Consider the following 23,892-nt stretch of genomic DNA (forward strand, 5'->3'; position numbering starts at 1 on the left):
CTGCACAACCTCGCCCTAGCCGGATAGGAGACCAGCCCGGTCTGCGGCCGTCCGCACCCGAGCCATCCCGGAGATCATTTACGGGACAACCCTTAGGGGCGTTCAGGGCGACCAAGCTTGGCGGGCTGCAGCACAGTGATCACGGTGGACCTACACGACTCGCGACTGACCAGGTCGACGGTATGGGCGCACCCATACCGTCGACCTGGTCAGCGGGCTTCCAAGAATCGGGTCGGATAGTCCCGTGTGGATGTGAAGGTCAAGGGCCGCGGGGTGTGGGTATCCGTTTCCCCCAGTGGTGGCCGCAAGTGGACCATTTTCCGCGGCCGCAAGGGCAGGCGCGGCTGCCGCGTGTGGGATGGAAGTCGCGCCAGTACGTACGACGGGTGAGTGTGGCCGCTGCTGTCGTCAGGCCGAAGTCGTCCACGACGGCCAGGCCGTCTTCGAGGAGGTTCAGCATGTGAGTGCCTGCGGCGATCAGAGAGTCGGCAACGGCAAAGGCTACGGTCGGTTCCAGGGCTTGGGCGTTCTCTCCGTCCGACAGCGACATGGGAGAGCGGGCGTAGCTGCGGACCATGACGGCGCGGGAGGGGTGTAGAAGCGGGGGAGTGGCGAAGGCGATCCTGGCTCCGAAGGCGGGATGCGCGGCGTCGGAGAGCAGGTCGTACCACTGCGGGAGCCTGTCCTCGCCGGTTGCTTTGGTCAGCTTCTTGACGAGGGTCAGGACATTGGTGGCCTGAAGCTTTTCGTGACTGTTCTTCATCCTGGAGCCGAACGCGGCTTTCAGCATGACGGGAGCGAGCGCCTCCCGGATCGCTGTGGGACGTTCCATCGCACTTGCGGGGGTAGCTTTGCCGGTTCGCCATGCCTGGGCGATGGCGTTTTGCTCATCTACGAGTGATCCTGCTTCTTCGATGACAGCGCGCGCAGTCACGGCACCGGAGGTGATTCGCCACCGGGCCAGGTTCTCCAGAGTGTCTGTGAGGAGGTCGGTGCTGCGCCAGGCGTGGACGAGCCACCAGCTGACCAGTCGTGTGTGCAGTTCTGGGTAGATGACAGCGGCTGCGGGATCTCGGATGCCGGCTTCGGATGCCTGGTCCGTAGCAAGAACGGTTGTGTCGTCGTCGAAACGGACGTAGACCCAGTCCTCGGTCTCCCGCAGCGCTAGTTGTTCCCACCTTTGCGCGGCTCGGCCGGTCAGCGGGGTGAGTAGTACATCGTTGGTTCCCGCGTCCTCGCTCAAACCGTGCAGTGCAGTGACGCGGTTGGTGAGTTCGGCAAGGGCAGCAGTGCGCTGAGCGCCCAATGCGTCAGCAACCGCCGGGGTCAGTTCGGAATCGTCCTTGTTCACTGCACGAGACTCTAGCCGCATGTCCCCTTGCTGCGCGGGGCGTTGGGGTGGAGCATTGACATCGGGCGAAACGGCGACCACTCCAGCAGGCTTTCGAGCCAGCGTGCGACTGCACCGCGCAGAGGGTGCCGGTCCGTTTCCGGTAAGCGGCCGACTCGGTCCCTCTGCCCCTACGACGAGACTCAGCGCCTATTCATCACACTCGCCTGTAGGGAGCTCCTGGCAGTGCGGGAAGGCCTCCGCTGCATGGATCGACGCCATGACTGACGCGCTTTGCTCGGAAGTATTTCTCGGCACACCCAGCCCTGTTGTCCCTGACTCCTCAAAGATTCCACTCATCGACCAGCAACCCCACAAGCCGCCGCTGCCGCTTCTGCAGCAGTGTGGGCGCCCAATTCTGATGCTGCAAGACCTGGCTGGTCAGGGCGAACGTGGACACACCGTGCCTGCCGGTGAAGTATTTGGTTTGCTTCTCGCTGAAGTCGTAGTTCTGTGCGTAGGCATTTTTCGTCCGGTTGAGCAGGACAAGGTTGCCCAGCCGGTGCGTCCACTGAACCCGCTGCTCATCGGTGAAGTGCCGCAGCCACTGCGACCCCTGTTTGGGGTTCTGCGGCAGCACGTGCTCGACGGTGATCAGGGCGTGATCGTACGAGACACCGGGCTTTCCCGCCAGCATCTCGTCCAGGCGCAGCAGGACGTACTTACGGGTCTTGGTGACGAGGTAGATGTCGCCGTCCAGGCGCGCGATAGTTTCGGCCTTCTCCGTTTCCGTCAGCACGAAGGACACCGCGTCCAGGCCCTTGCCGGCGTTGAGTTCACGCAGGAGGTCCGCGTAACGGGTGACGCGAGGAGTGGTGTAGACGCGGCGGATGAACATGCTGGCAGCCAATCGCTCCAGCGCGCCGAAGAAGTCATCGAGCCAGGCGGGGTCGTCACCGTGATTACGCAGAGCCCAGAGGGCCGCGGGTCGCCAGTCGTTGTTGTCGATCTGCTGCAGGCGTTTGAACCAGGCATTGACCTGCTCCGCTCCTGAGGCCGCCGAGTACCTGGCACTACGGATCTGAACGTAGGCGTCCGCGTACGGCACGACGACGTCGTTGACGAACGACTCGGCCTTGCCGGGGAGATAGTGGTTGAGTACCTGTTGGGGAAACTCTTTGAGTAGTTCTCGCTCCGCCCGCTTCATGGCGAACACCATGCGCAGGTGAAGGAAGAGGTCGGCGAAGTCGTCTCGCCCAAGAGCCTCTTCAGCGTCTTCCCACTTGCGGGCGCACTCTTCTGAGGCCTTCTCGCTCAGAGCCCCGATGATGAGCGACTTGAAAATGTCGGTGGGCGAAAGGTCCATGCCCCGGGAGTTCATCACGCTGAAGATGCGGTGCGCGCTGTCCAGATCGGGGGTCCTCACGACGACCAGGAAGGTGCGTTCGCCCAGCATCTGCACAAGGTCCAGGCGGCGCTCTTCCGACCATTCAGCGAGTATCGCGTGCAGCGCCTTCGCGTTGCGCAGGACGGCCATCTGCGCGTCCGTCAGCAGCGTCTCCTCCTTCAGCAATCGCAGTGCCTCGGTGGCGCCCTTTGCCTGGACGTACTGCTGGAAGAAGCTGGTGTCGCGGGATCGCAGGGTGAGCCTCGGCTTGGGGTCAAGCCGGCGCACCTTGTTGCCAGGCTCTGTAACCAGCCTGTCAAGATCGTTGCGCAGCTCGGGGTCCTCCGCAAGGTCGCGGAGGAGAGCGAGCAGGATGGTCAGGGTGGTGAGGCGCTGTTGGCCGTCGATGACCTCGGCGGGTGCGTTGTCCCTGGCCTTGACGAGCACGATGGAGCCAAGGAAGTACGGCTCATCCGTGCCCCTGTCCAGGGACTCCTCCAAATCTGTCAGCAGTTGGACTGCCTGCTCGACGTCCCAGGCGTACGGCCGCTGGTAGTCCGGAATCCTGAAGTCGTAGTCACTGCTGAAAACCTTGTGCAGGGACACTTCCTGCGCCTCGAGTTGTCGCATGCTCCGATGATGGACGGGCTGTTGCCGCCATGTCCTAGGAATCCCGTGAGCTGAACCATGCAAGGGGGCGGCCTGGCCCGGGCACGGTACGTCACCAATGCGATGGGGTGGCGTCGGGTGCCGTAGCGGCCGCCGACCACGATGGCACCCTCAGCGACCTCGGCCGATACTCAAGCCGGGTTCGCGCCAGCATTCACTGATTGTCGACGCCAAGGTCAGCGCGCATGGCCTTGCGTAACGCTCCCACGGAAGGCCAGACCTCGCGGTGGAGATGCTGCTCCAGGTTCGCCAGTTCCTCCATGTGCTGGGAAGGAGCGGCCCCGTATCTCTTGAGGTCGCCGTACGCGTGATTCAACCGTTTCTTTGCCGTGCGGGAGGCGTCCAGCACCGCGTTGGGAACGATCATCTGGGATTCCGCGTAGCTGTCCCGATAGACAAGCCTGGCTGCCTCCAAATTCTCCAGCGTCGCGGAGACACCCTCGTCATGTTGCAGCGCGCGAAGGTAGTTGCCCATCCCCGTGAGGTACTGGCGCGCGGCGGTGTTCAAGGTGATGTAGCAGGTGCGCCGCCGCTCAAGGCTCTGGTTCTGACTCTCCATGAGCCTCGCACGGTCCGCGCGGCTCTGGGTCCACAGCGCGGCGCTCAGCGTTCCCGCCACGCCCACCACGGCTATCCACAACCCCGACCAACTTGCGTCCACCAGGCCCCCGCGAGTCCGCGCAACGTCACACCTTCGAGGCTCCGGCGGAGACCTCGGAAATCCGGGTTGCCGCCGGCAGCCGTGAAGCACCGTCTCATCATGCCGAATCAACAGGGAAAGTTGCAGGGCCCGTTCGGCGGGCGGGGGCGGGAGGCCGTGGGTTCCGCTATGGCTCCTCTTGATCGAGGAGCCGGCGCGAAGAGGCGGTCAGCCCTCGCAGCCGTCGACGTCGTCCTCGCATCCGTCCACATCGCCGGGAGCGATCGTGGTCAGGCGCCAGGCGATGAGGCCCGTGCCGTCCGGATCGGCTTTGACGTGCGTCGTGAAGGGCTTGTCCGGCGGGAGGTTGAAGTGGTCCGCCTTTCGGTCCCCGCAGCCGATCCCGTAGGCCTGCTCGTCCGTACCCCGGGACAGGGTGAGGGTGAGGTCCCCGGAGTCGTCCGTGTCGCAGGTGAGCTCGAAGCGGTACGGCTTGTCGCCGCTCGCGCGGAACGACTTCTTCAGGCCCGACCCCACGTACGCGGTGCCGGAATCGACGAGGTCCGCCTCCGTGTCGTCGTCAGCGGCGGCCTTGAGCGCCTGCTCGGCACGGCGCAACGCGTCGTCCGGTTCCCACTCCTTCTCGCCGTTCCCGCCCTGCTCATCCGCGCAGCCGGACATCAGTACGACGGCCAGAACTGCGGCGGACAGAGGGAGAGTGTGACCTTTGCGCATGAAATGACCCTATGCGGGCGGAACTTGCTCTTACTCGCGGCCCGGCGGTTCGGCCCCAGCGGTTGGTGCCTTCCGATGTCCACAGCGCACCACCGCGGCAGCTGACGGGGCGGCTGGTGATTAGAATCTTCTCTCATGTCGAAGCCTGACGAACTGCTCGTTGACATCGCCGCTCTGGTGGAGTCCGGGCAGAGCAATCAGATGTCCCTGACCGTGGTCGCCTGTGGCGCCGTCATCACGGGCCGGCTGGCTCCAGAATCGGTCTGGAGGCAGCGGGTGTCGGAGGTTCTGGCGGATTCGGCCCGCCTGAGCGATTTCTCCGCCATGTTCACCGCCGCGGCGCATGGCGAGGGGCCGCCGAGGTACCTGCATTTCCACGTGGCCCGGATTCTGCAGGGCACGGTGGGGATCCCGGAGACCGGTGGGATGTACCGCGTGGCGATCGAGGATGTCAGCGCCTGGACCATCGGCGACTTCAGCTACTCCGACCACTGATCCGGGACCCCGGCTACTCCGACCACTGATCCTGTACACGTTGAGGGGCCCGGGTGCCTTATGGCACCCGGGCCCCGAAGGAACTGCTACACCATCTGCCGACCTTAGGGCTGCGTCGGCCTTCTGTTTCCGTGAACCCGGCTGGGATGCCGCCGGGCGTACGGGGATCGCGGTTGCTTGACCGAAGACCACCTCGCTATCGATGTCCTGCGGTACCCGGACTCAGGACTTCCGTCCGGGCGATCCTGATGGCGTCTTTGCTCCTCCGTTCTTTCCCTCTGGCGTTCTTTCCCTCTGATCTTGCTGAGCGGGAACTGCGGGTACTGCGGTACTGCGAGTACTGCCGGTATTGCGTACTACTGACGGCGGCCCCTGATCACCGCGGGCCGCCCGGTCCGGTCGTCAGTCCCGTCGCCGTCCTGCAACTGCTCTGGCTTCGGAACTCCACCACCGCACCGCCCTGCGAACTGCTTGTACAACTTCCTGTACTGCTGCCCGGCAGTTCTTGTCTGCCGGGCCTTGCTCGATCGCGGCTACGAGAGAAACCATAACCACACCACCACCCAATGTCTACTACGGCCGACATAGATTTTCGCGTGTCGGACGGGCAGGTGAGGGTTGGGTCAGGTCCCCGCGCCGAGCCTGAAGTGGAAGATCCCCCAGGTCAGGTGCGCGTCACGGCCGCCGGTGATCCAGTGGCCGAGACCCTTCTTCATCTGGGTGAGGTAGTCGTGGCTGATCTTGTCGGCCAGCCCCTGGCCCTCTTCGCGCTCGGTCTCCTCCAGGACCCGCGTGTAGTGGTTCACCAACTGCTCGCGGTGCTCCTCGAAGCCGCCGTCTACGGCGGTGAAGCCGAGCCGGTCGAGCTCGCGCGTGTAGAAGCCGGGTGAGCCCATGTCGTCCAGATGGATCCGGTCGAGGATCGGCTGCAGCACGTCCGTGCGGCCACCGTCCACCGCCGCCATCGGGTCGGTGAAGATGAGATGGCCGCCGGGCCGCAGCACTCGGGCGATCTCCTCGAGGACCTGGACCCGGTTCCCGCTGTGCAGGAAGGCGTCCTGGGACCAGATGACGTCGACCTGGCCGTCCGGGTACGGGATGTCCTCGAAGGACCCGTCCACGACCTCGATCCTGTCGGTGAGCGAGCGGGCCGAGTTCAGCTCCTTGTGGCGCTGGTTCTCCACCTCACTGAGGTTGAGGGCGAGGACCCGGCAGCCGTACGTCTGTGCCAGATAGCGCGCCGAGCCGCCGAACCCGGAACCGAGGTCGAGCACCACGGAATCCCGGGTCAGCTCCAGCTTCGACGCCATCCGCTCGACCGTCCGCCGGCTCGCGGCAGCGATGGGTTCCACCGGGCTTTCGTACAGGCCGATATGGATGTCCTCGCCGCCCCACACCGTCGCGTAGAAGGTGTCGGCGTCGGGCGAGTTGTAGTAGCTGCGGGCTGTGCCGACCGCGCCCTTGTACTTACTCTCCTTGTGCCGGCCCTCGTTCTCCGTCCGGTACTCCTTCTCCGCCACATGCACGAAGAAGTCCGGCTGTTCACCCCGGTAGGTGTGCTGGAAGTCGCCGTAGGTCTCGATGTGCTGGAAACCCACCTCGGACATCAGCCGCCGCGTGTAGTCCTTGCGCAGCGGGAACATGTTGAGGTGGTAGATGGAGTTGTCCGGGAAGCTGTACCGCATGCGGCACAGGCCCTCGTCGACATACTCCGGCTCCACGATGACGTCCTCACCGCAGTAGTAGTACCTGTGCTTGCTGGCGGTGTAGCCGTCGTCCAGGACCGCGTCGTAGTTGCGCTGGTCGAGGACGAGAATTCCGTCGTGCTTGAGCATCGCGTAGAACTCGGCCAGTGCTTTGCGCCGGTCTCGTTCCGAGAAGAGATGCGTGAAGGAGTTGCCGAGGCAGACGATGGCGTCGTACTCGCCGTGGACGTCTCTGTTGAGCCAGCGCCAGTCCGCCTGGACGACTCGCAGGATGTGCCCTCCCTGCTTGGTGCCGTTCTCGAACGCCCTCGCCAGCATCTCCGCGCTGCCGTCCGCGCTCACGGTCTCGAATCCGGCAGCCAGCAGCCGTACGGAATGAAATCCCGTGCCCGTCGCGACGTCGAGCACGCTCCTCACCCCCCACTTGCGCAGCAGGTCGATGAAGAAGTTCCCTTCGCTCTCCTCCCTCTTCTCCCAATCGATGAGGGAGTCCCACTTCTCGACGAAGCTGGGGACGTACTCCTCTGTGTAGTGCCCGGTTTCGCGTACTTCGACAGGGTTGTCGCCGAACTCTTGAGCCGGTTGCACGATGATGGGGACCCTTCAGCCTTGAGGAATCCTGCCCTGGCGCGGCAGCCCGGCCGGCGCGTGCCGCAGGCCCGGGGTGCCGCGTGGTGTGAGCGGATTGCTATCCAAGACTGAGGGGTCTGATGCCTCCAACCTTCGTATACGGCGCGGGAGTTGGCCGCTATGGCCGCCTTGGCCAGTGCCGTTCCCGCCTCAAGATTGTTTGCGGCACGTGGGCGCGGGACCGGGTCACGGCGTTCTTAGCCCCCCGGTGGCGGCCGTGGTGATGGACTCCGCGGCCGAGCTCTCTGCTGAGGCCCATGGGGCAATGGGGAGTGCAGGTGCGAGTATGGGCCGCATGGATATACAAGCCAGGAACAATGTGACGGTCACGGGGCCGGCGGAAGGGCCCGCGGTGGTCCTGGCGCACGGCTTCGGCTGTGACCAGAACATGTGGCGGCTCGCCGTGCCGGCGCTGGCGGAGCGCTACCGAGTGGTCCTCTTCGACTACGTCGGCTGCGGCGGTTCGGATCTGTCGGCCTGGAACCAGGAGCGGTACGCGTCACTCGACGGCTACGCCCAGGACGTGGTGGACGTCTGCGCGGATCTCGGCCTGGAGCAGGCGGCCTTTGTCGGGCATTCGGTCAGCGCCATGGTCGGGGTCCTCGCCGCGCGGATGGCACCGGAGCGGATCGGGTCGTTGGTGATGGTGGCGCCCTCGCCCTGCTACATCGACGGCGACGGCTACCGAGGCGGGTTCTCCGCGGAGGACATCGACGAACTCCTTGCCTCGCTCGAATCGAACTATCTGGGCTGGTCGTCCCAGATGGCACCGGTGATCATGGGCAATCCGGAGCGGCCGGAACTGGGTCAAGAACTGACCAACAGCTTCTGCGCCACCGACCCGGACATCGCCCGGGTCTTCGCCCGCACGACGTTCCTGTCCGACAGCCGCGAGGACCTGAAGAGCGTCACGGTGCCGACCCTGGTGCTCGAGTGCGCGCAGGACGTGATCGCGCCGCGCGAGGTCGGCGCGTACGTGCACGCCGCGATCCCGTCGTCCAGCCTGGTCACCCTGGACGCCACCGGGCACTGCCCACAGCTGAGCGCGCCGGAGGCCACCAACGAAGCCATTCTCGAATTTCTCGGGGCCCGGATTTGATGAGCCTGGGCGGCGACGAGCCGGAGCCGGCGGAGATCGGGGACGCCGCGGGAACGGACGCCGCTTTCACCGCGCTCCTGGAGGACAGCGCCGACGACCTGTACGAGATGGCTCCCTGCGGCTATCTGTCGACGCTGATGGACGGCACCATCGCCAAGGTCAACACCACGCTGCTCGACTGGCTCGGCATGAAGCGCCAGGCAGTGGTGGGGCAGATCCGTTTCGCCGATCTCCTCACCGTCGGCGGGAAGCTCTACCACGAGACGCACTTCGCACCACTGCTGCGCATGCAGGGTGAGCTGCGCGGCATCGCGCTCGAACTCAAGGGTGCCGACGGGAGCCGGCTGCCGGTGCTGGTCTCCTCCGTGATCAAGCACGGCAGTGAGGGCGACCCGCTGCTGATCCGCACGACGGTCTTCGACGCCTCCGACCGGCGGGCCTACGAGCAGGAACTCCTGCACCGCCGCCAGGAGGCGGAGCGGGCGCGGGCCGAGGCCGAGCGGGCGCGTGCGGAGGCGGAGGAGGCCCGTCGGCAGGCCGAGGCCGACCGGCAGCGGCTCGCGGACTCGCTCGCCGTGCTGCAGCAGTCCCTCGTGCCCTCCTCGCTGCCCGCAGTGCCGGGCCTCGAGGCCGCCGTCTACTACCACACGGCCTCTCCGGACCGCCTCGGCGGCGACTTCTACGACCTGTTCGCCCTGGGCGACGGCCGGTGGGCCTTCTTCCTCGGGGACGTGTGCGGCAAGGGCCCACAGGCGGCCTCACTCACCTCACTGACGCGCTACACCCTGCGGGCCGCGGCACTGCACGACCCCGAGCCCGCCGCGGCCCTCGCCACCCTGAACGCCGTCCTCCACGAGCGCTACGGCGCCAGTGGCGACCCCCGCTACTGCACGGTCATCTTCGGTGTCATCCAGCCCGGCGCCGAGGACGGAGACATCACCGTGCGCCTTGCGTCCGGTGGTCACCCCCCGGCGCTGGTCCTGCGGGCCGACGGGACCGCCGACTACCTCACCACTCCCGGCGGGCTGCTCGTCGGCGTCCTGCCCGCTGCTCGGTTCGCCACCGCGGAGACCGCTCTCGCCGCCGGTGACTCGCTGTTGCTGTACACCGACGGGCTCACCGAGGCCCGTACCGGCTCCACCCGCGAGAGCCTCTTCGGCGACGAGGCCCTTCAGGCCTTCGCCGCCGACCACGCCCCCACCACTCCCCACGAGATGATCGCCGCTCTGACCGGGCTCCTGGAGAGCTTCGGCGACGGCCTGGACGACGACACCGCACTGCTCGCACTGGGCGTCCCCGCCGCCCACCCGGCAACGGATCACGCACAATGAGCGCTCTGAACATCACCTACCGCAGCACTGCCGCCGGACCCGTTCTGCATGTGGCCGGCGAACTCGACTACGAGCGGGCCGGCGACCTGCGCGAACAGGTCGACTGCCTCGCCCTGGCCCGGGGCCAGAACCTGACCATCGACCTGTCCCGCCTGGAGTTCTGCGACTCCACCGGCATCAGCGTCCTGCTCGCCGCCCGCCACCGCGCGCAGGCGGCGGAGGCCGAGCTGATCCTGGTCGGCATCCCCGCCGACACGTTGCGCATCCTGCGGATCGTCGGCCTGGACCAGATCTTCACCATCCACCCCGCGAGCGAGACGGTCTGAGCTGTACGGCGAGGCCATGTGCCCCGCCGCGGGGCTCAGGACTGCTGCGCGGGGCAGAGTCGGTGGGGCTTCGGCTCGTTCTTGAGCCGTGCGTCCACGCAGCCGCCCGGCAGTGAACCGTACGCCTTCTTACCGAAGTTGGCGGTCACGGTCAGCTCGCCGTTGCCGAACTCCGAGCGCTGCACCGTCCCGTCAGCGGTGAGCCGCCCAAAGCCGGTCATCCGCTCGGTGCCCGCGGCCTTGTGCAGGGGCTCGAAATAGCGCTGGAGCCTTGCCATTTCCTTGCCCGTGGACTTCAGGTTCTTGTCCCCGAGCGTGAAGTTGAGCGGGGTGTTGTAGAGGGCGGACATCAGCGCTCGGTCGGTCTTCTGTGCCGGGAGTTTGTTGTACGGCATCTCCCAGCGGTCGGTGTTGATGACGGAGCCGTGGAGCGCGGTCTCGTACAGGGGGACGCGGTAGCGCGGGTCGTACATCGCCTTGGCCAGGGCGGGCGGCAGCTCGGCCTCCTTGAAGAAGAACGCCGGCTCGCCCTGAGGTGCGTAACCGCCCCACTTCTCCTTGTCCTTCTCCACCTTCCACAGCCCGTCGGCGACCGGCGTCTGCCCACCGTGGTTGAAGGCGAGCACGGGGGAGGCCCAGGCGCCGGCGGACTCGGAGCCGAGGACGTACTTGTCGTCGGAGGCGAGCTTGCGCATGCGCTCGAGGCGGTTGGCGCGGTCCTGCTTCTTGTTCATGCGGTGGCCCTCGCTGCTGTCGGTGAACAGCTCGCCCGCCGCGTCGACATCGAGGAAGTAGCTGTCGGCGCCGTTGGCCGTGATCTTCTTCGCCCGGTCGGCCAGGTAGTGCTTGCCGGGCTCGGCCTGCTTGAACGCCTGCGAGCTCACATAGCAGCCGCGGCCGCCGAAGCCTTCCTTGATCACTCCCTTCCAGTCGCGTACGCAGAAGTCCGGGTAGACCGATCCGGGCCACTTCGAGGACGGGTTGTCGGCGCTCCGGGACGGCTGACCGTTGGCGTAGGAGTCGTACGGGCCGACCAGGTAGCCGTGTCGCTGCGCGGCTCGCACGGCTGCCTTGTCCATCGGCTGGTCGTCGGCGTCGTAACCGAGCCAGAGTCGGGAGACGCCGAGCTCGTGCAGCTCCTCCACACCCTTTGCGGTACGGGCGCTGCCCCAGGCGTAGGCGTGCACCGCGCCGAGCAGCCGCCCGATCTCGGGGTTCTCCTTGATCTTCCGTGCCAAGGAGCGCAGCTTGCCGTGTTCGTCGAGGTAGGAGCGGTAGTCGGCGGCGGAGGAGACCGAGGAGGCGCCGGTGAGGGAGAAGTGCACCGTGTAGTCGCGGGTCTGCTCGCGCCGCGAGAACTCGTGCCGGGCCGTGGAGTTGAGCCGGTCGCCCTTCGAGGCGAAGCCGAGCGAGGTGCCGACCTCCTCGGGCACGATGTACCTGACGCCGTGCTTGCCCTGGGTGTAGCCCCAGGCGGGAAGGGTGAGGCCGCCCGAAAGTTCGGCCTCCGAGTCCTTGAGACCCGCATCGCCGGAGTTCCAGAACGTGTCGCTCACCGGGACGCGCAGGCCCTCGCCGCGCGGAATCTGCAGGGTTCCGTCGGCACCGGGCGCGGTACTGGGCCAGGACAGCTGCTGGTCGGCGTCGGAGTGCACCGTCATGCGCAGCCGGCCGTGCTCGCTCTTCGCCGAGACGGTGAGCTTCTTGTCGGGGTACGACCAGCGGGCCGTGCCGCCGTCCACGCTGACCGCGCCGGGCTTGCCGAGCCGCTGTGCCGCCGCGCCGGACATCGGGAGCGATGCCCCGTCGTCGGCCTGCCCGGTGACGCGCAGCGACCCGGTGTCCACGCGCGCGGTGCCGCCGCGCACGGTGAAGTCGACCGAATTGCCGTGTACTTGGGGCGGCGCGTCCGGCGTACCACCGTCCGACGGCGGCTCGGCCACGGCGAGGTAACCGGCCGACGCGGTGGTGGCGGCGAGCACGAGGGCCGCGGCGATGCCGTACGTACGGAAGCGGCGCCGACGCCGCGCGCCCGCGACGTCACTGTGCCGGGCCTCCCGCGGCCGGGTCTGACTGCTGTTGCTCTTCGCGTAGTTCACGGGGAGAGCGTCGGGGGTGGGCGTAAGAAGTTTCTAAGAGGACGGCACCGCTGGCGGAACATCGGCATCTTCTGGCAGATTAACGGAAGTGCGACACGGTCCCCGGCGTCGACGATGACGGGGTGCGAAGAAACGCCTCCATCACTCTCCTGTCCGCCGGGCACGCGTGCGTCGATCTCTACCAGGGCGCCGTCGCGTCCCTGGTGCCGTTCTTCGTCGCCGAGCGCGCCTACAGCTACGCCGCCGTGTCCGGCATCGTGCTGGCTGCTTCCCTGCTGTCCTCAGTGGCGCAACCGGTCTTCGGGCTACTCACCGACCGCTGGGCGATGCCGTGGTTGCTGCCGGTCAGCACGCTGCTGGGCGGTGTGGGCATCGCGCTGAGCGGAGTGAGCGGCTCGTACGCGCTCACCCTCGCGTTCGTGGCGCTGTCCGGGGTGGGCGTCGCCGCCTATCACCCCGGGTCCGCTCGCGTCGCCCGGCTCGCGAGTCGGGGCAGCCACCGCGGGATGGCGTGGTTCTCGCTCGGCGGCAACCTCGGCTTCGCGGTGGCTCCGCTCCTGGTCACCGCGGTCGTGGCGACGGGAGGCCTGCGCCTGACGCCCCTTATGGCGCTGCCCGCGCTCGTCGGCTCCGTCCTGTGTCTGCCCGTGCTGCGCGCGCTGGAGAAGCAGCGGCAGGCAGCCGGGGGCAGTGCCGCGGTGACCGCCGGGGAAGACGACCGGGCGTCGTTCGTGAAGCTGTCGCTGGCCGTGGTGTGCCGGTCGATCGCCTTCATCGGACTGAGCACGTTCCTCGCCTTGTTCGCCAAGGAGCGCATGGGGGGCAGTACGGCGGCGGGCACCGCGGCGCTGTTCGTGCTCTACCTCGGCGGCGCGGTGGGCTCCGTGCTCGGCGGCACGCTGGCCGATCGCTGGGATCGCGTCACCGTGGCGCGCTGGTCGTACCTGCTCACGGCCGGATGTGTCGCGGGCGTGGTGTTCGTGCCCGGCCCGGCGATGTACGTGTGCGTGGCGCTGACCTCGGCCGGGCTCTACGTCCCGTTCTCGCTGCAAGTCACGCTCGGGCAGGACTACTTGCCTTCCCGCATCGGGACCGCGAGCGGGATCACGCTGGGTCTGACCGTCAGCATCGGCGGGCTGGTGAGTCCGTTCATCGGCAGCCTCGCCGACGCGACGTCCCTGCAGACCGCCTTGGCGCCTCTCGCCCTGATGCCCGTACTGAGCTGGCTGCTGTTCCGCACCCTGCCCGAACCGGCCGTTCCAGAGTCCGCCGTTCCAGAGCCTGCCGTTCCAGATGCTGCGGGGAGGGGCTCCGGCTGATCCGGAGCCCCCCGATCCCCGCCGTCGCGGCTCAGTAGATGTTGGCCTCCACCGCGGGCCCGTCGCCCCGCGTGCTGTTGATCTGCGCCCGCAGCGAGATCTCGTCGTACACACGGAACTCCCGTACGATCCGGCCGTCCTGGATCAGGAACTGCGAGACACCGAGCATCGTCACCGGCTGGTCCGTCAGCGGGCCGAAGTCCGGCGTGCCGCGGTAGGTGCCGTGCATGGTCCAGGTGACGGCCACCCGCAGACCGGCGTACCGGGGCGAGTAGTTGGTCTGCACGTCCCGTACCTCGAACCGGGCGTCGGGGAAGGCGGCGACCATGGCCATCAGGTCGCTCTGGTACCGCTCCGGGCGGATGACGGTGCGGTCGCCGATCGTGTGCAGGAAGAGGTCACGCGTCATGAAGTCGTTGACCTTCTGCAGCCGGCGCTGGGTCCACACCTCGTCGATGAACTCCAGGACCATCTCGCACTCGGGCCGGAACTCGTCGGGCCGCGGTCCGCTGACACCGGTCAGCAGGACGTCCTTCGGCGCCTCCTCGGTCATCGACCCGCTGTAGCCCTGGAACTGCAGGGCGCGGGCCGCCTCGTCCGGGTCGTCGCCGCGCTGCAGACAGGTGGCCAGCTCGTCGCGGACCACCCACTCCTCGACCATCCGGCCGCGGCGGTAGAGGCAGTTGGCGACCGTGCGCTTACGGATACGGATGTTGCGGCCGTCGACCAGGTGCTCGTCGTTGGAGAAGACGAGGTGCGAGCTGAGGAAGGCGTCGTTCCCGCGCGCCTCCCACACCACGTCCTCGGCCTGGCCGATGTGGCCCGGCGTGCTGCCCATGCGCATCGTCGTGCCCTCGATCACGCCGTCACGGCCGACGACGGTGCCAAGGCTCGTGTGGACGATCGAGTCCGGCTCGTAGTTGTCGACGATGTACGAGATGTCACGGCCGACCCAGATACGGTCGGTGACCTCGCGGATGAAGTCGTCGGGGTCCTGGTAGGGGAGGTAGGCGACGGGGTCGAGCGACATGATGGGTACCTTTCGATCTGATGCTGCGGCAACGCCGGTAGGCGCAACGGGGTGCGAATGCGTATGTACGAGCAGGGGGAGTGGCTCAGGCGGAAGTGGCTCGGGCCGAGGCGAACTTGTCCGCTCCCAGGTGGCTCCGGTACGTCTCCGTCATGAAGGCGCTGACGACCACGAGAGCCAGGATCGCGGCGGCCGCGAGGTAGACCCACACGGCGTAGATGGAGTCGAAGCTGCTGACGAGCAGGGCGGCGACGAACGGGGTGATCCCCATGAAGATGGAGAACGAGCTGTTGTACGCGATGGCGCTCGCGCTGAACCGGGTGCGCGTCGCGAAGAGTTCGGCCGTGAGGACGGTGACGATGCCGGTCAGGAAGAACTCGGGGATGATGTAGATGAGTTGGCTGGCCACGGCCGCGCCGAACGTGCCGCCCTCGCCGACCCGGAAGGCCAGCGGGACCAGGACGATGCAGGCGATGGCGCCGCTGATGAGCATCGGCTTGCGGCCGATCCGGTCCGAAAGGATGCCCGCGAGGGGCAGCAGCGGCATGAGCACGGCGACCGATATCGCGTTGGACGCGAGGGCCATCCAGCGCGGCAGGCCCAGCGTGCCGGTCAGGTACTCGGGATAGAACGTGACCCAGCTGTAGGACAGGATCGCGAGCATGATGGAGACGCCGCACAGCGTGAGGATCGGCCGCCATTGCGTGCGCAGCGCCTCCCGGATCGGGGCCTTGACGACGTCGAGGCCGCCTTCCGTGGCGCGGACGAACTCCGGCGACTCCGAGATGTGGCGTCGCAGCCAGATCCCCACCGCGCTCAGCGGCAGCGCGAGCAGGAACGGGATGCGCCATCCCCAGGAGTCGAGGGCCGGGCCCTGGATGAGCCAGCTGGTGAGCGCGGCGGTGCCGGCGCCGGCGAGGATGCCCGCGAAACAGCTGTTGGAGGCGTACGAGGCGTAGTAGGCACGCCGGTTGGGCTCCGCCCACTCCACGATGAAGGCGACCGCGCCGACGTACTCACCGCCCGAGACCATGCCCTGGACGACGCGCAGGAGCAGGAGAAGCAGGGGCGAGAGGACCCCGATCTGCTGATACGTCGGCAGGGCGCCGATGAGGGCCGTGGTGACGCCCATGAACACGATGGTCCACAGCAGGGTCTTCTTGCGGCCCACGCGGTCGCCCCAGCGGCCGACGAGGGTGCCGCCGAGAGGGCGGAACAGACAGGCGATGGCGATGATCGCGTACGTGCTGAGCACGGCCACGGCCTGGTTGCTCTGCGGGAAGAAGGCGGGGGCGAGGACCGGCGCCATGTAGCCGTAGAGGCCGTAGTCGAACTGTTCGACGAAGTTTCCGATGCTTCCCGCGCCGATGGCACGGCGTATCGCACTCCGCTTCTCCGCCTCGGCTCCTTTGGGGCCGGCTGCGGTGGTGGGCGGCGCTACAGCGGACATGACTTCTCCGATCGCGCGGTTTCATGACTGTGCTTACGAGCTATGCATACGTATGAACTTCCGCCGAACACTAAGGAGCGTGACGGGGGTCGTCAAGAGGTGGAGGGGAGGCTTCCGGAGACTTCTCATGACGCGTGCCGGGCGTCGCGAGGGACCGGAAGGTGTCCATCAGGACCTGCGCCATGTTGAAGAGCACCAGCTGTGCCCCCGCACGCTCGGCGGCCCTCGCGCCCTCGGCGTCCGGCACGATGGTCATCACCGCCCTGCCCGCATCGCGAGCGGCCCGGTGGGCCGTCGCGACCAGCGCGTCGACCGTGTCCTGACCCGGGAAGCCGCAGTCCGCCGCCAGATCGGCGGGGCCCACGAGGACCGCGTCCACACCCTGGGTCGCGGCGATCTTGGGAGCGGCGGCGCAGGCCTGTTCCGTCTCGATCATCACCACCACCAGGGCGTTGCGCGACGCGGCCACGTGCTCGGCCGCCGTCACCGTGCCGAAGAGGCCCGCTCTGCTGTAGGTCGCGAACCCCCGGCTCCCCAGGGGCGGGTAGTGGACCGAGGCCACCGCCCGCCGTGCGTCCAGCGCGTCGTCGACGTGCGGATGGATGATTCCCGCTGCCCCCAGGTCCAGGCAGCGCAGGGCGAGAGCGGGCTCGGACGTACCCACGCGCACGAGGACGTCGATGCCCTGTGCCGCCGCGGCCGTCAGATGGTGCTGGAGGAGCGCGGTGTCGGCGGGGCCGTGCTCGCAGTCGATGACCACGTAGTCGAGGCCCGCCACCCCCGCCATCTCCACCAGGGTCTCCGAGGGGAGCCGCAGCAGCGCCCCGTACAGCCGCTCACCGGCCGCCAGCCGTTCCTTGAGGGGGCGGCGCCCCGGGGGCGGGACGGGGTTCCGCCCCCGGGGGCCTGTCTCCGGGCCCCTCACCGCGCGACCATCCCCGCCGAGAGGTCGATGTCGGCGCCGCACAGCCCCGGCATCCGGAGCATCGCGCTGACCGCCGCGCCGACCTCCTCCTCGGTGACCATCCGCCCCAGGGCCGAGCGCGACACGAACGCCTCCTCGGCCTGCGCGTAGCTGCCGCCGGTGCGTTCCGCCTCCAGGCGGAAGTTCCGTTCCATCCGCGGACCCGAAACCGGCCCGGGTGAGAGGGAGTTGACCGTGACCCCCGCGGGCCCCACCTCGCCCGCCAGGGTGGTGGTCAGACCGATGACCGCCATCTTCGACGCGCAGTACGGCGTGCGCCGCAGCAGGGGCCGCTTGCCCGACACCGAGGCGATGTTCACGACGTCCCCCGCGCCCCGCGCCGTCATGGCGGGGAGAAACGCGCGGCACATCAGGAACACCCCGCGGACGTTCACGTCGAAAACCTCGTCCCAGTCCTCGGGAGAGATCTCGGTCAGCGGCGCCACCGGCCCCGCGATGCCGGCGTTGTTGACGAGTACGGAGATCTCCTCGTCCGCGAGACTCTCCGCGAGGGCATCGACATCGCCGGGCCTGGACACGTCGCACACCCGGTGGACGACGCCGGGGCCCAGTCGCTCAGCGGTTTCCTTCAGGGCCTGCTCGTTGCGGCCGGTGATCACCACCCGGGCCCCGTCCGCGAGGAGCGCGCGCGTGATCGCGGCGCCGAGTCCACTGCCGCCGCCGCTGACCAGCGCGGTGCGCCCGGTCAGCGGGCCCGTCGCGCCGCTCACGCGCTCGCCTCTTCGTTCCACGGCAGCGTGCCGTCGCCGTACTTGGCGGCCCTGACGTCTCCGGAGCGGGCGTGTCCCTCGAACAGCTCGACACGCGCGGCGCGTCCGCACACCTCGCCGAGCAGCGCCGACGACGCGGTGTCCGTGACCTCTTGGTAGGTGACGGTCTTGAGGTACTTCCCCACCCACAGCCCGCCCGTGTAGCGCGCGGCGCCCCGGGTCGGCAGGACGTGGTTGGTGCCGATGACCTTGTCCCCGTACGAGACGCAGGTGCCTTCCCCGAGGAAGAGCGCGCCGTAGTCCCGCATCTTGTCCAGCGCCTGGCGCGGGTTCTCCGTCAGGACCTCGACATGCTCGCTGGCGTAGGAATCCGCGATCTCGAAGGCCTCGTCCAGCGAGTCCGCCACGACGATCTCGCCGTGGTCGCGCCAGGCGGGCCCGGCGAAGTCCTTGGTCGGCATACCGGGCAGCAGCCGCTCCACGTGCGCCTCGACCGCGCGGCCCAGCTCCTCGGACGTGGTGACGAGTACGGCCGGGGAGTCCGGGCCGTGCTCGGCCTGCGAGAGGAGGTCGACGGCCACCACGAACGGGTCGGCGTGCTCGTCGGCGATCACCAGGATCTCCGTCGGGCCCGCGAAGAGGTCGATGCCGACCTCGCCGAACAACTGCCGCTTGGCCTCGGCGACATACGCGTTTCCGGGCCCCGCGATGAGCGGCACCCGGCCGACCGACTCGGTGCCGATGGCCAGGGCTGCCACGGCCTGGACGCCGCCGAGCAGGTAGATCTCGTCGGCCCCGGCCAGATGCATGGCCGCGACCGTCGCGGCGGGTATCTCACCCCGGATCGGCGGGGTGCAGGCGGCGACCCGCTCCACCCCCGCCACCTTCGCCGTCACGATCGTCATGTGCGCGGATGCGGTCAGCGGGTAGCGCCCGCCGGGTACGTAGGCTCCGGCGCCGGCGACCGGGACATGCCGGTGGCCGAGGCGGACGCCGGGCAGGGTCTCGATCTCCACGTCGTGCAGGGAGTCGCGCTGTGCCTGGGCGAACGTACGCACCTGCCGCTGGACGAAACGGATGTCCTCCAGGACCGTCTCCGGCACACCGGCGACGATCTTCTTGATCTCGTCCGGGGACAGGCGGAAGGACTCGGGGCTCCAGTCGTCGAACTTCTCGGAGTACTGCCGGACCGCTTCGTCACCCCGGTCGCGGATGTCGTCGAGGATGGCGCTGACGCGGTCCGCGACATCCGCGCGGGCGGCGCTCACCGCGCCTGCGGGAACGGGGGACTTGAGGAAACGAGGCATGACGGCTCTCTTCTCGGGGTTCTGGGGGTTCCGGGGGTTCTTGAGCTGTTGAGGGGTGTGCGTCGGAGCGGTGTCACGGAGGCGGGTCGTGGCGGGCGTTCAGCGCGCCCTTTCCGCCGGCGGGCGCGCCGCCCGCACCCGGGCGAGCAGGTCCCGCAGCGCGGCGGAGACGGCGTCAGGGCGCTGCCACGGCAGCAGGTGCCCCGCCCCCGGGACCTCCCGCAGTTCGGCATCGGGCAAGGCGTCCGCGGTCGTCCGGTGGAAGTCCGGCGGGCACAGCGCGTCCCGCGTGCCCGACAGGACCACGGCCGGGCATCGGGCACCGCGCAGCGCGCCGACCGCGTCCCGGCGGGTCGCCTGGGATGCCAGCTGGGCGCGCGCGGCATCGGGGCCCACGGTGTGCGCCATCCGCCGGTAGCGCTGCGCCGACCGGCTCGGCGGCCGTGGGGTGGGGAACATGCCGGGCAGCGTCTGCTCGACGACGTCGGCGAATCCGCCGTCAGCGATCAGGCCGTCCATCGCGCGCCAGGCCGCGTACTGCTCGGGGCGTGGTGCTCCCGCGTTCGTCGACATGACGCAGAGTCCGGCGATCCGCTCCGGGGAGCGGCGCAGCGCCTCGAAGGCGACGATGGCCCCGAGGCTGAGCCCGACCACCACGAACGGTCCGGACACCGACGCCAGCAGGTCATCGGCCAGGGCTCCGATGTCCGGCTTCCCCAGTTCGAGGTGGCGGACCGGATGGCCCTCGGGGAAGTCCACCTCCGACCACAGGTCCGGGTCGCACAGCATGCCGGGGACCACCACCAGCGGCAGCGGGCGGGCCGGTTCGGCGCCGGGAACGGTGCGGGGCACGGCGGTCACCAGCGGCGCGCGGAGCGGGGGAGGAGGGCGTACGGCGCCACGTAGCCGTTGTGGTCGATGCCGAGTCCCGCGTCGGCGGCGGCCTTGGAAACTTCCTCGTCCCACTCCAGGCGGACGCGGCCGTCACCGGAGTTGACGACCATGAGGTCGCCCTGCTCGTCGCCGACGTTGCGCAGGGTGCGCCAGGCGTCCTGCGGTACGGAGAGCATGTCGCGCGGGCCGAGGCGTACGGAGACGGGGTCGGTGCGGTTGAGGGTGATCTCCCACTCCCCGTCCTTGACGATCAGCGTCTGCGTCTCGTGCTGCCGGTGCAGGGAGACGCCCTGGCCGGGATCGGCACGCAGCCAGGCGACGTTGTGGCCGTGCGGGTTGAAGATCCGGGGCTCCTGGTGCAGGTCCTCGGTCATGCCGAATCCGATGACGCAGCTCATGCGTACGCCGCCGCCCGGCAGGGTGCTGTCGAGGAACGGCCGCTCGGACCAGACCAGTTCGTCGGCCGCCGCCACCCGGCGCTTCATCTCGTCGACGCCGTAGTGGCGCAGGCGGTCGATGTACTCCTGGGTCATCGGCTCGGTCAGCTCGGTGCCGGGCGGGATCTCGTCGCCGGCGACCGTGTCGATCAGCTTGTTGTCGGCGGTCAGGTACAGGCCGTGGCCCTCGGCCTCACGCAGGACCGACGGGCCCCAGATGATGCCGCCGGTGTGGTCCATGCCGAGCACGGTGAACATCCAGCCGTCGTCGGGCCCGGTGTTGGTGAAGCCGCGGAAGATCCAGGTGGGGATGGAGGCGATGTCCCCGGCCTTGAGCTGGAGTTCGCCCTCCGTGCCGTCGGCGCCCCAGCGCAGCAGGTACTCGCCCTCGGTGCAGACGAACACCTCGGCCGTGTAGTGGAGGTGGAGATTGTTGGTGATGCCGTGGGGCATGGCCGCCGCACCGATGTTGTAGCCGTGCGGAAGGCGGAGATTGACGTGCTGACCGGCGGCCTGCGAGACGCCGGGCCCGATCATCGCGTAGTTCTCCTTCCGGTCCGAGCCCGGTGTACGGCAGTCGATGAAGGCCTGGTTGCAGGAGACGAAGTCGCTGCGGCGCACCGTGCGACGTCCCAGCTCGGCGGTGGACACGACGACATCGTTCATGGCTGCTCCTAGAGAAGACAACGGGACGGCAAGACGTATGGAATACGTATGCATTCCATGACAGGTTCTGTGCTGTCCAATGTCAAGGGGTACGGCATACGTATACTGAGAAGCCGGTGGCCGCAGGGGTGCGCCGGGCGACGAGGAGAGGGCCGATGGCGATCACGAGTCACGACGTGGCGAGGCTGGCCGGTGTCTCGCAGCCGACGGTCTCCCGCGCCCTGCGGGACGACAGCCGGGTGTCCGCGGCGACCCGCGAGAAGGTCCGGCAGGCGGCGCAGGCCCTCAACTACGTGCCCAGCGAGGCGGGCCGCACCCTGTCGACCCGGTCCACCCGGCGTATCGGGGTGATCGTCACCGACCTGACGAACCCGTTCTACCCGCACGTCATCGCGCCCCTGCACGACGAGCTCCAGCTCCTCGGCTACCGCATGATGCTCCTCACCGAACGCTCCGACGAGGCGCTGGCCGAGGAGAAGCTCCTGGACCAGTCCCTGGACGGTGTGGTGCTCGCGACGGCCACCACCGACTCCGCTCTCCCCGCGCAGCTCGACCGCCGCGGCATGCCGTACGTCTTCCTCAACCGGGACACGGGCGGCCGCGGGGACTACGCCTCGGTCGTCGACAACGAAGGCGGGGGACGCCTGGTCGCGCACACGCTCGCCGAGCTCGGGCACCGCCGCATCGCCGGCATCTTCGGCGCGGCCAACACGACGACGGGCCGCGAACGCGAGCTCGGCTTCCGCCTCGCGCTGGCCGACGCGGGCATCGGACTGCCCGAGGACCGGGTGGCGCGCGGCGCCTTCGAGTACGAGACGGGGTATCAGGCGCTGCCGCGACTGCTCGACGCGGCACAGACGCCCACCGCGGTCTTCTGCGGCAACGACGTGGTCGCCATCGGCGTCCTGAACGCGGCGCTCGCGGCCGGGCTCCGGGTCCCCGACGACCTGACGGTGATCGGTTTCGACGACCTCCCCATGGCGGCCTGGGAGGTGTTCCGGCTGACCACGGTCCGGCACGACCTGCGGGAGCTGTCGCGGCAGGCCGCTCGTCTGCTCGTACGGCGCATCGACGGCGACGCCGACCCCAAGGGCGAACGCCTCGTCCTGCCGACCGAGTTCGTGCCGCGGGCAACGCACGCCCGGCACCCCTGACGCCTCACCCTCGCCCGGCCGCCGCGAGGGGCCGGGCGCCGTGCCGCCGCTGTCGCAGGACCCCCACGGTGACGAGGACCGCGGCCAGGGCGAGGGAGAGCCAGAGTTCGAGACGGTGGCCGGGCAGCACCGCCATCAGGACGAGGACGGCGGCGATGAAGGCGATCGTGGCGAGGGTCAGATAGGGGAACGCCCACATCCGCACCTCGCTCGGCCGCGGTCCCTTGCGCCGGGTGGCGTACTGGGTGATGGCGATGACCATGTACATCATCAGGGCGATCGCGCCGCTGGACGCGATGAGGTACGTGAAGACGCTCGGCAGAAGGTAGTTGGCGATGACGGCCGCGACGCCGATGAAGGTCGAGGCGACGACCGCGTTACGGGGCACACCCGCCGCCGATGTGGCGGCGAGCGCGGCTGGGGCGTCCTGGCGGCGGGCGAGGGAGAAGGCCATACGCGACGCGGTGTAGATGGCCGAGTTGAGGCAGCTGCTCACCGCCACGACGAGCACCACGTCCATGATCCGTCCGGCGCCCGGGATGTTCATGCGGTCGAGGACCGCCTGATAGGAGCCGTCGGCGAGGGCGTCGGAGTTCCACGGCACCAGGCTGACCACGACGAAGATCGAGCCGACGTAGAAGAGCCCCAGACGCCACACGACGGCACGGACGGCCTTCTTGATGTTCTTCTTCGGTTCCTCGGACTCGGCGGCGGCGATCGTCACGATCTCGCTGCCCTGGAAACTGAACATCGCCGTGAGCAGACCGGCGAGCACGGCCACCCCGCCCTTGGGGGCGAACCCTCCGTCGCTCCACAGATGCGAGACACCGTGGGCGTCCGACCCGGGCAGGACCCCGAAGATCGCGAGCGCGCCGAGCACGAGGAAGGCGACGATCGCGACGACCTTCAGGAGGGCGAACCAGTACTCGAACTCGCCGTAGTTGCGCACGGCGAGGAGGTTGCTGCCCGCGAGCAGGGCGATCATGGCCAGCGCCGGAATCCAGCTCGGCGCGGAGGTGAGCCCCGCGATGACCTCGCCGGCGGCGATGGCCTCGATGGGAATCACGAGGATGTAGAACCACCAGTACAGCCAGCCGATGGAGAAACCGGCCCAGCGGCCGAGGGCGCGGTCGGCGTACGTCGAGAACGAGCCGGTGTCGGGGTGGGCGACGGCCATCTCCCCGAGCATCTGCATGACGAGCACCACCAGGACGGCGGCCAGCAGGAAGGAGATCAGGACGGCCGGTCCCGCGGCCGCGACGGCGGTGGACGAGCCGACGAAGAGCCCGGCCCCGATCACGCCACCGATGGAGATCATGGTGATCTGGCGGCCCTTGAGGCCCTGTTGCAGGTCGGAGCCCGCGCCCGTGGGGGCTGGGTCGGAGGAGGGGTGGTGCATGGGGAGATCCTCGGGGAGTGGGAGCGCGGGTGCCCTTGGTACAGGACGGTACTCACTCGTCCCGGGCGGTCTACGCCGGCGGCGGCCCGGGGAC

General features: G+C 68.6%; 20 protein-coding genes. 6 read left to right on the forward strand and 14 right to left on the reverse strand.

Annotated features, from left to right (window positions below; all coding sequences use genetic code 11):
* Positions 1-259 precede the first annotated feature (259 nt).
* The 4 genes from ACIBCK_RS36335 to ACIBCK_RS36350 all read right to left on the reverse strand — a co-directional run bounded on the left by ACIBCK_RS36335 (position 260) and on the right by ACIBCK_RS36350 (position 4,761).
* Positions 260-1,351, reverse strand: coding sequence for a hypothetical protein (locus ACIBCK_RS36335; protein ID WP_399397285.1), 1,092 nt, complete (start codon positions 1,349-1,351; stop codon positions 260-262).
* A 322-nt stretch (positions 1,352-1,673) separates the two neighbouring features.
* Positions 1,674-3,347 (reverse strand): DUF262 domain-containing protein, encoded by a 1,674-nt coding sequence (locus ACIBCK_RS36340; protein WP_399397286.1) that lies wholly within the window; start codon positions 3,345-3,347, stop codon positions 1,674-1,676.
* Between the two features lie 193 nt (positions 3,348-3,540).
* Positions 3,541-4,005 carry a hypothetical protein gene (locus tag ACIBCK_RS36345; protein WP_399397287.1) on the reverse strand — a complete coding sequence of 155 codons (465 nt, stop codon included), beginning with the start codon at positions 4,003-4,005 and terminating at the stop codon, positions 3,541-3,543.
* Between the two features lie 249 nt (positions 4,006-4,254).
* Positions 4,255-4,761, reverse strand: a complete 507-nt coding sequence (locus ACIBCK_RS36350) for a hypothetical protein (protein ID WP_399397290.1) — start codon at positions 4,759-4,761, stop codon at positions 4,255-4,257.
* Between the two features lie 135 nt (positions 4,762-4,896).
* On the opposite strand from ACIBCK_RS36350, the gene ACIBCK_RS36355 reads away from it, so the two are divergent.
* Positions 4,897-5,256, forward strand: coding sequence for a hypothetical protein (locus tag ACIBCK_RS36355; RefSeq protein ID WP_399397292.1), 360 nt, complete (start codon positions 4,897-4,899; stop codon positions 5,254-5,256).
* Between the two features lie 623 nt (positions 5,257-5,879).
* Here the strand turns inward: ACIBCK_RS36355 and ACIBCK_RS36360 are convergent.
* Positions 5,880-7,550 carry a methyltransferase domain-containing protein gene (locus ACIBCK_RS36360; protein ID WP_399397293.1) on the reverse strand — a complete coding sequence of 557 codons (1,671 nt, stop codon included), beginning with the start codon at positions 7,548-7,550 and terminating at the stop codon, positions 5,880-5,882.
* Between the two features lie 337 nt (positions 7,551-7,887).
* Between ACIBCK_RS36360 and ACIBCK_RS36365 the strand changes: the two genes are divergently transcribed.
* From ACIBCK_RS36365 to ACIBCK_RS36375, 3 genes are read left to right on the forward strand one after another with little or no spacing between them, the layout of a single operon-like run.
* Entirely contained in the window at positions 7,888-8,691 is an 804-nt protein-coding gene (locus ACIBCK_RS36365; protein WP_399397295.1) for an alpha/beta fold hydrolase, read from the forward strand.
* On the forward strand, positions 8,691-10,022 hold the full coding sequence (locus tag ACIBCK_RS36370) for a PP2C family protein-serine/threonine phosphatase (RefSeq protein WP_399397296.1): 1,332 nt from the start codon (positions 8,691-8,693) through the stop codon (positions 10,020-10,022). Before ACIBCK_RS36365 ends, ACIBCK_RS36370 begins: the two co-directional genes overlap by 1 nt.
* Positions 10,019-10,348 carry an STAS domain-containing protein gene (locus tag ACIBCK_RS36375; protein WP_399397298.1) on the forward strand — a complete coding sequence of 110 codons (330 nt, stop codon included), beginning with the start codon at positions 10,019-10,021 and terminating at the stop codon, positions 10,346-10,348. The genes ACIBCK_RS36370 and ACIBCK_RS36375 overlap by 4 nt, the downstream gene beginning before the upstream one ends.
* A 35-nt stretch (positions 10,349-10,383) precedes the next feature.
* Here the strand turns inward: ACIBCK_RS36375 and ACIBCK_RS36380 are convergent, their stop codons facing one another.
* Positions 10,384-12,447 carry a glycoside hydrolase gene (locus tag ACIBCK_RS36380; protein ID WP_399397299.1) on the reverse strand — a complete coding sequence of 688 codons (2,064 nt, stop codon included), beginning with the start codon at positions 12,445-12,447 and terminating at the stop codon, positions 10,384-10,386.
* A 122-nt stretch (positions 12,448-12,569) separates the two neighbouring features.
* Between ACIBCK_RS36380 and ACIBCK_RS36385 the strand changes: the two genes are divergently transcribed.
* Positions 12,570-13,766, forward strand: coding sequence for an MFS transporter (locus ACIBCK_RS36385; protein WP_399397300.1), 1,197 nt, complete (start codon positions 12,570-12,572; stop codon positions 13,764-13,766).
* A gap of 31 nt (positions 13,767-13,797) precedes the next feature.
* Here the strand turns inward: ACIBCK_RS36385 and ACIBCK_RS36390 are convergent, their stop codons facing one another.
* The 7 genes from ACIBCK_RS36390 to ACIBCK_RS36420 all read right to left on the reverse strand — a co-directional run bounded on the left by ACIBCK_RS36390 (position 13,798) and on the right by ACIBCK_RS36420 (position 21,245).
* Positions 13,798-14,796, reverse strand: coding sequence for an ester cyclase (locus ACIBCK_RS36390; protein ID WP_399397302.1), 999 nt, complete (start codon positions 14,794-14,796; stop codon positions 13,798-13,800).
* Positions 14,797-14,881: 85 nt separating this feature from the next.
* A complete protein-coding gene (locus tag ACIBCK_RS36395) occupies positions 14,882-16,246 on the reverse strand; it encodes an MFS transporter (protein WP_399397305.1) in 1,365 nt (454 codons plus the stop codon).
* Positions 16,247-16,316: 70 nt separating this feature from the next.
* Positions 16,317-17,171, reverse strand: a complete 855-nt coding sequence (locus ACIBCK_RS36400) for an HpcH/HpaI aldolase/citrate lyase family protein (protein ID WP_399397307.1) — start codon at positions 17,169-17,171, stop codon at positions 16,317-16,319.
* Positions 17,168-17,941 (reverse strand): SDR family NAD(P)-dependent oxidoreductase, encoded by a 774-nt coding sequence (locus ACIBCK_RS36405; RefSeq protein WP_399397308.1) that lies wholly within the window; start codon positions 17,939-17,941, stop codon positions 17,168-17,170. Before ACIBCK_RS36405 ends, ACIBCK_RS36400 begins: the two co-directional genes overlap by 4 nt.
* On the reverse strand, positions 17,938-19,248 hold the full coding sequence (hisD, locus tag ACIBCK_RS36410; protein WP_399397309.1) for a histidinol dehydrogenase: 1,311 nt from the start codon (positions 19,246-19,248) through the stop codon (positions 17,938-17,940). The genes ACIBCK_RS36405 and hisD overlap by 4 nt, the downstream gene beginning before the upstream one ends.
* A 99-nt stretch (positions 19,249-19,347) precedes the next feature.
* Positions 19,348-20,100: an alpha/beta fold hydrolase gene (locus tag ACIBCK_RS36415; RefSeq protein ID WP_399397311.1), complete on the reverse strand. Its 753-nt coding sequence runs from the start codon at positions 20,098-20,100 to the stop codon at positions 19,348-19,350.
* A gap of 5 nt (positions 20,101-20,105) precedes the next feature.
* Entirely contained in the window at positions 20,106-21,245 is a 1,140-nt protein-coding gene (locus ACIBCK_RS36420; RefSeq protein WP_399397313.1) for a cupin domain-containing protein, read from the reverse strand.
* A 155-nt stretch (positions 21,246-21,400) separates the two neighbouring features.
* On the opposite strand from ACIBCK_RS36420, the gene ACIBCK_RS36425 reads away from it, so the two are divergent.
* The gene (locus ACIBCK_RS36425) at positions 21,401-22,399 is read left to right on the forward strand and encodes a LacI family DNA-binding transcriptional regulator (RefSeq protein WP_367046843.1); all 999 of its coding nucleotides are present in this window, start codon (positions 21,401-21,403) and stop codon (positions 22,397-22,399) included.
* Between the two features lie 4 nt (positions 22,400-22,403).
* Here ACIBCK_RS36425 and ACIBCK_RS36430 read toward each other — a convergent pair whose 3' ends face one another.
* Positions 22,404-23,798, reverse strand: coding sequence for an amino acid permease (locus ACIBCK_RS36430; protein WP_399397315.1), 1,395 nt, complete (start codon positions 23,796-23,798; stop codon positions 22,404-22,406).
* Positions 23,799-23,892 lie beyond the last annotated feature (94 nt).

It is taken from the genome of Streptomyces sp. NPDC051218, from assembly GCF_044455475.1.
In the GTDB taxonomy this organism is placed as follows: Bacteria; Actinomycetota; Actinomycetes; order Streptomycetales; family Streptomycetaceae; genus Streptomyces.

What these genes read in the sequence shown, in the direction of transcription:
- ACIBCK_RS36390 (WP_399397302.1), bottom strand. Translation starts at nt 14,796, where the DNA reads ATGTCGCTCGACCCCGTCGCCTACCTCCCCTACCAGGACCCCGACGAC.
- ACIBCK_RS36420 (WP_399397313.1), bottom strand. Translation starts at nt 21,245, where the DNA reads ATGAACGATGTCGTCGTGTCCACCGCCGAGCTGGGACGTCGCACGGTG.
- ACIBCK_RS36370 (WP_399397296.1), top strand. Translation starts at nt 8,691, where the DNA reads ATGAGCCTGGGCGGCGACGAGCCGGAGCCGGCGGAGATCGGGGACGCC.
- ACIBCK_RS36375 (WP_399397298.1), top strand. Translation starts at nt 10,019, where the DNA reads ATGAGCGCTCTGAACATCACCTACCGCAGCACTGCCGCCGGACCCGTT.
- ACIBCK_RS36395 (WP_399397305.1), bottom strand. Translation starts at nt 16,246, where the DNA reads ATGTCCGCTGTAGCGCCGCCCACCACCGCAGCCGGCCCCAAAGGAGCC.
- ACIBCK_RS36430 (WP_399397315.1), bottom strand. Translation starts at nt 23,798, where the DNA reads ATGCACCACCCCTCCTCCGACCCAGCCCCCACGGGCGCGGGCTCCGAC.
- ACIBCK_RS36340 (WP_399397286.1), bottom strand. Translation starts at nt 3,347, where the DNA reads ATGCGACAACTCGAGGCGCAGGAAGTGTCCCTGCACAAGGTTTTCAGC.
- ACIBCK_RS36365 (WP_399397295.1), top strand. Translation starts at nt 7,888, where the DNA reads ATGGATATACAAGCCAGGAACAATGTGACGGTCACGGGGCCGGCGGAA.
- ACIBCK_RS36355 (WP_399397292.1), top strand. Translation starts at nt 4,897, where the DNA reads ATGTCGAAGCCTGACGAACTGCTCGTTGACATCGCCGCTCTGGTGGAG.
- ACIBCK_RS36350 (WP_399397290.1), bottom strand. Translation starts at nt 4,761, where the DNA reads ATGCGCAAAGGTCACACTCTCCCTCTGTCCGCCGCAGTTCTGGCCGTC.
- ACIBCK_RS36425 (WP_367046843.1), top strand. Translation starts at nt 21,401, where the DNA reads ATGGCGATCACGAGTCACGACGTGGCGAGGCTGGCCGGTGTCTCGCAG.
- hisD (WP_399397309.1), bottom strand. Translation starts at nt 19,248, where the DNA reads ATGCCTCGTTTCCTCAAGTCCCCCGTTCCCGCAGGCGCGGTGAGCGCC.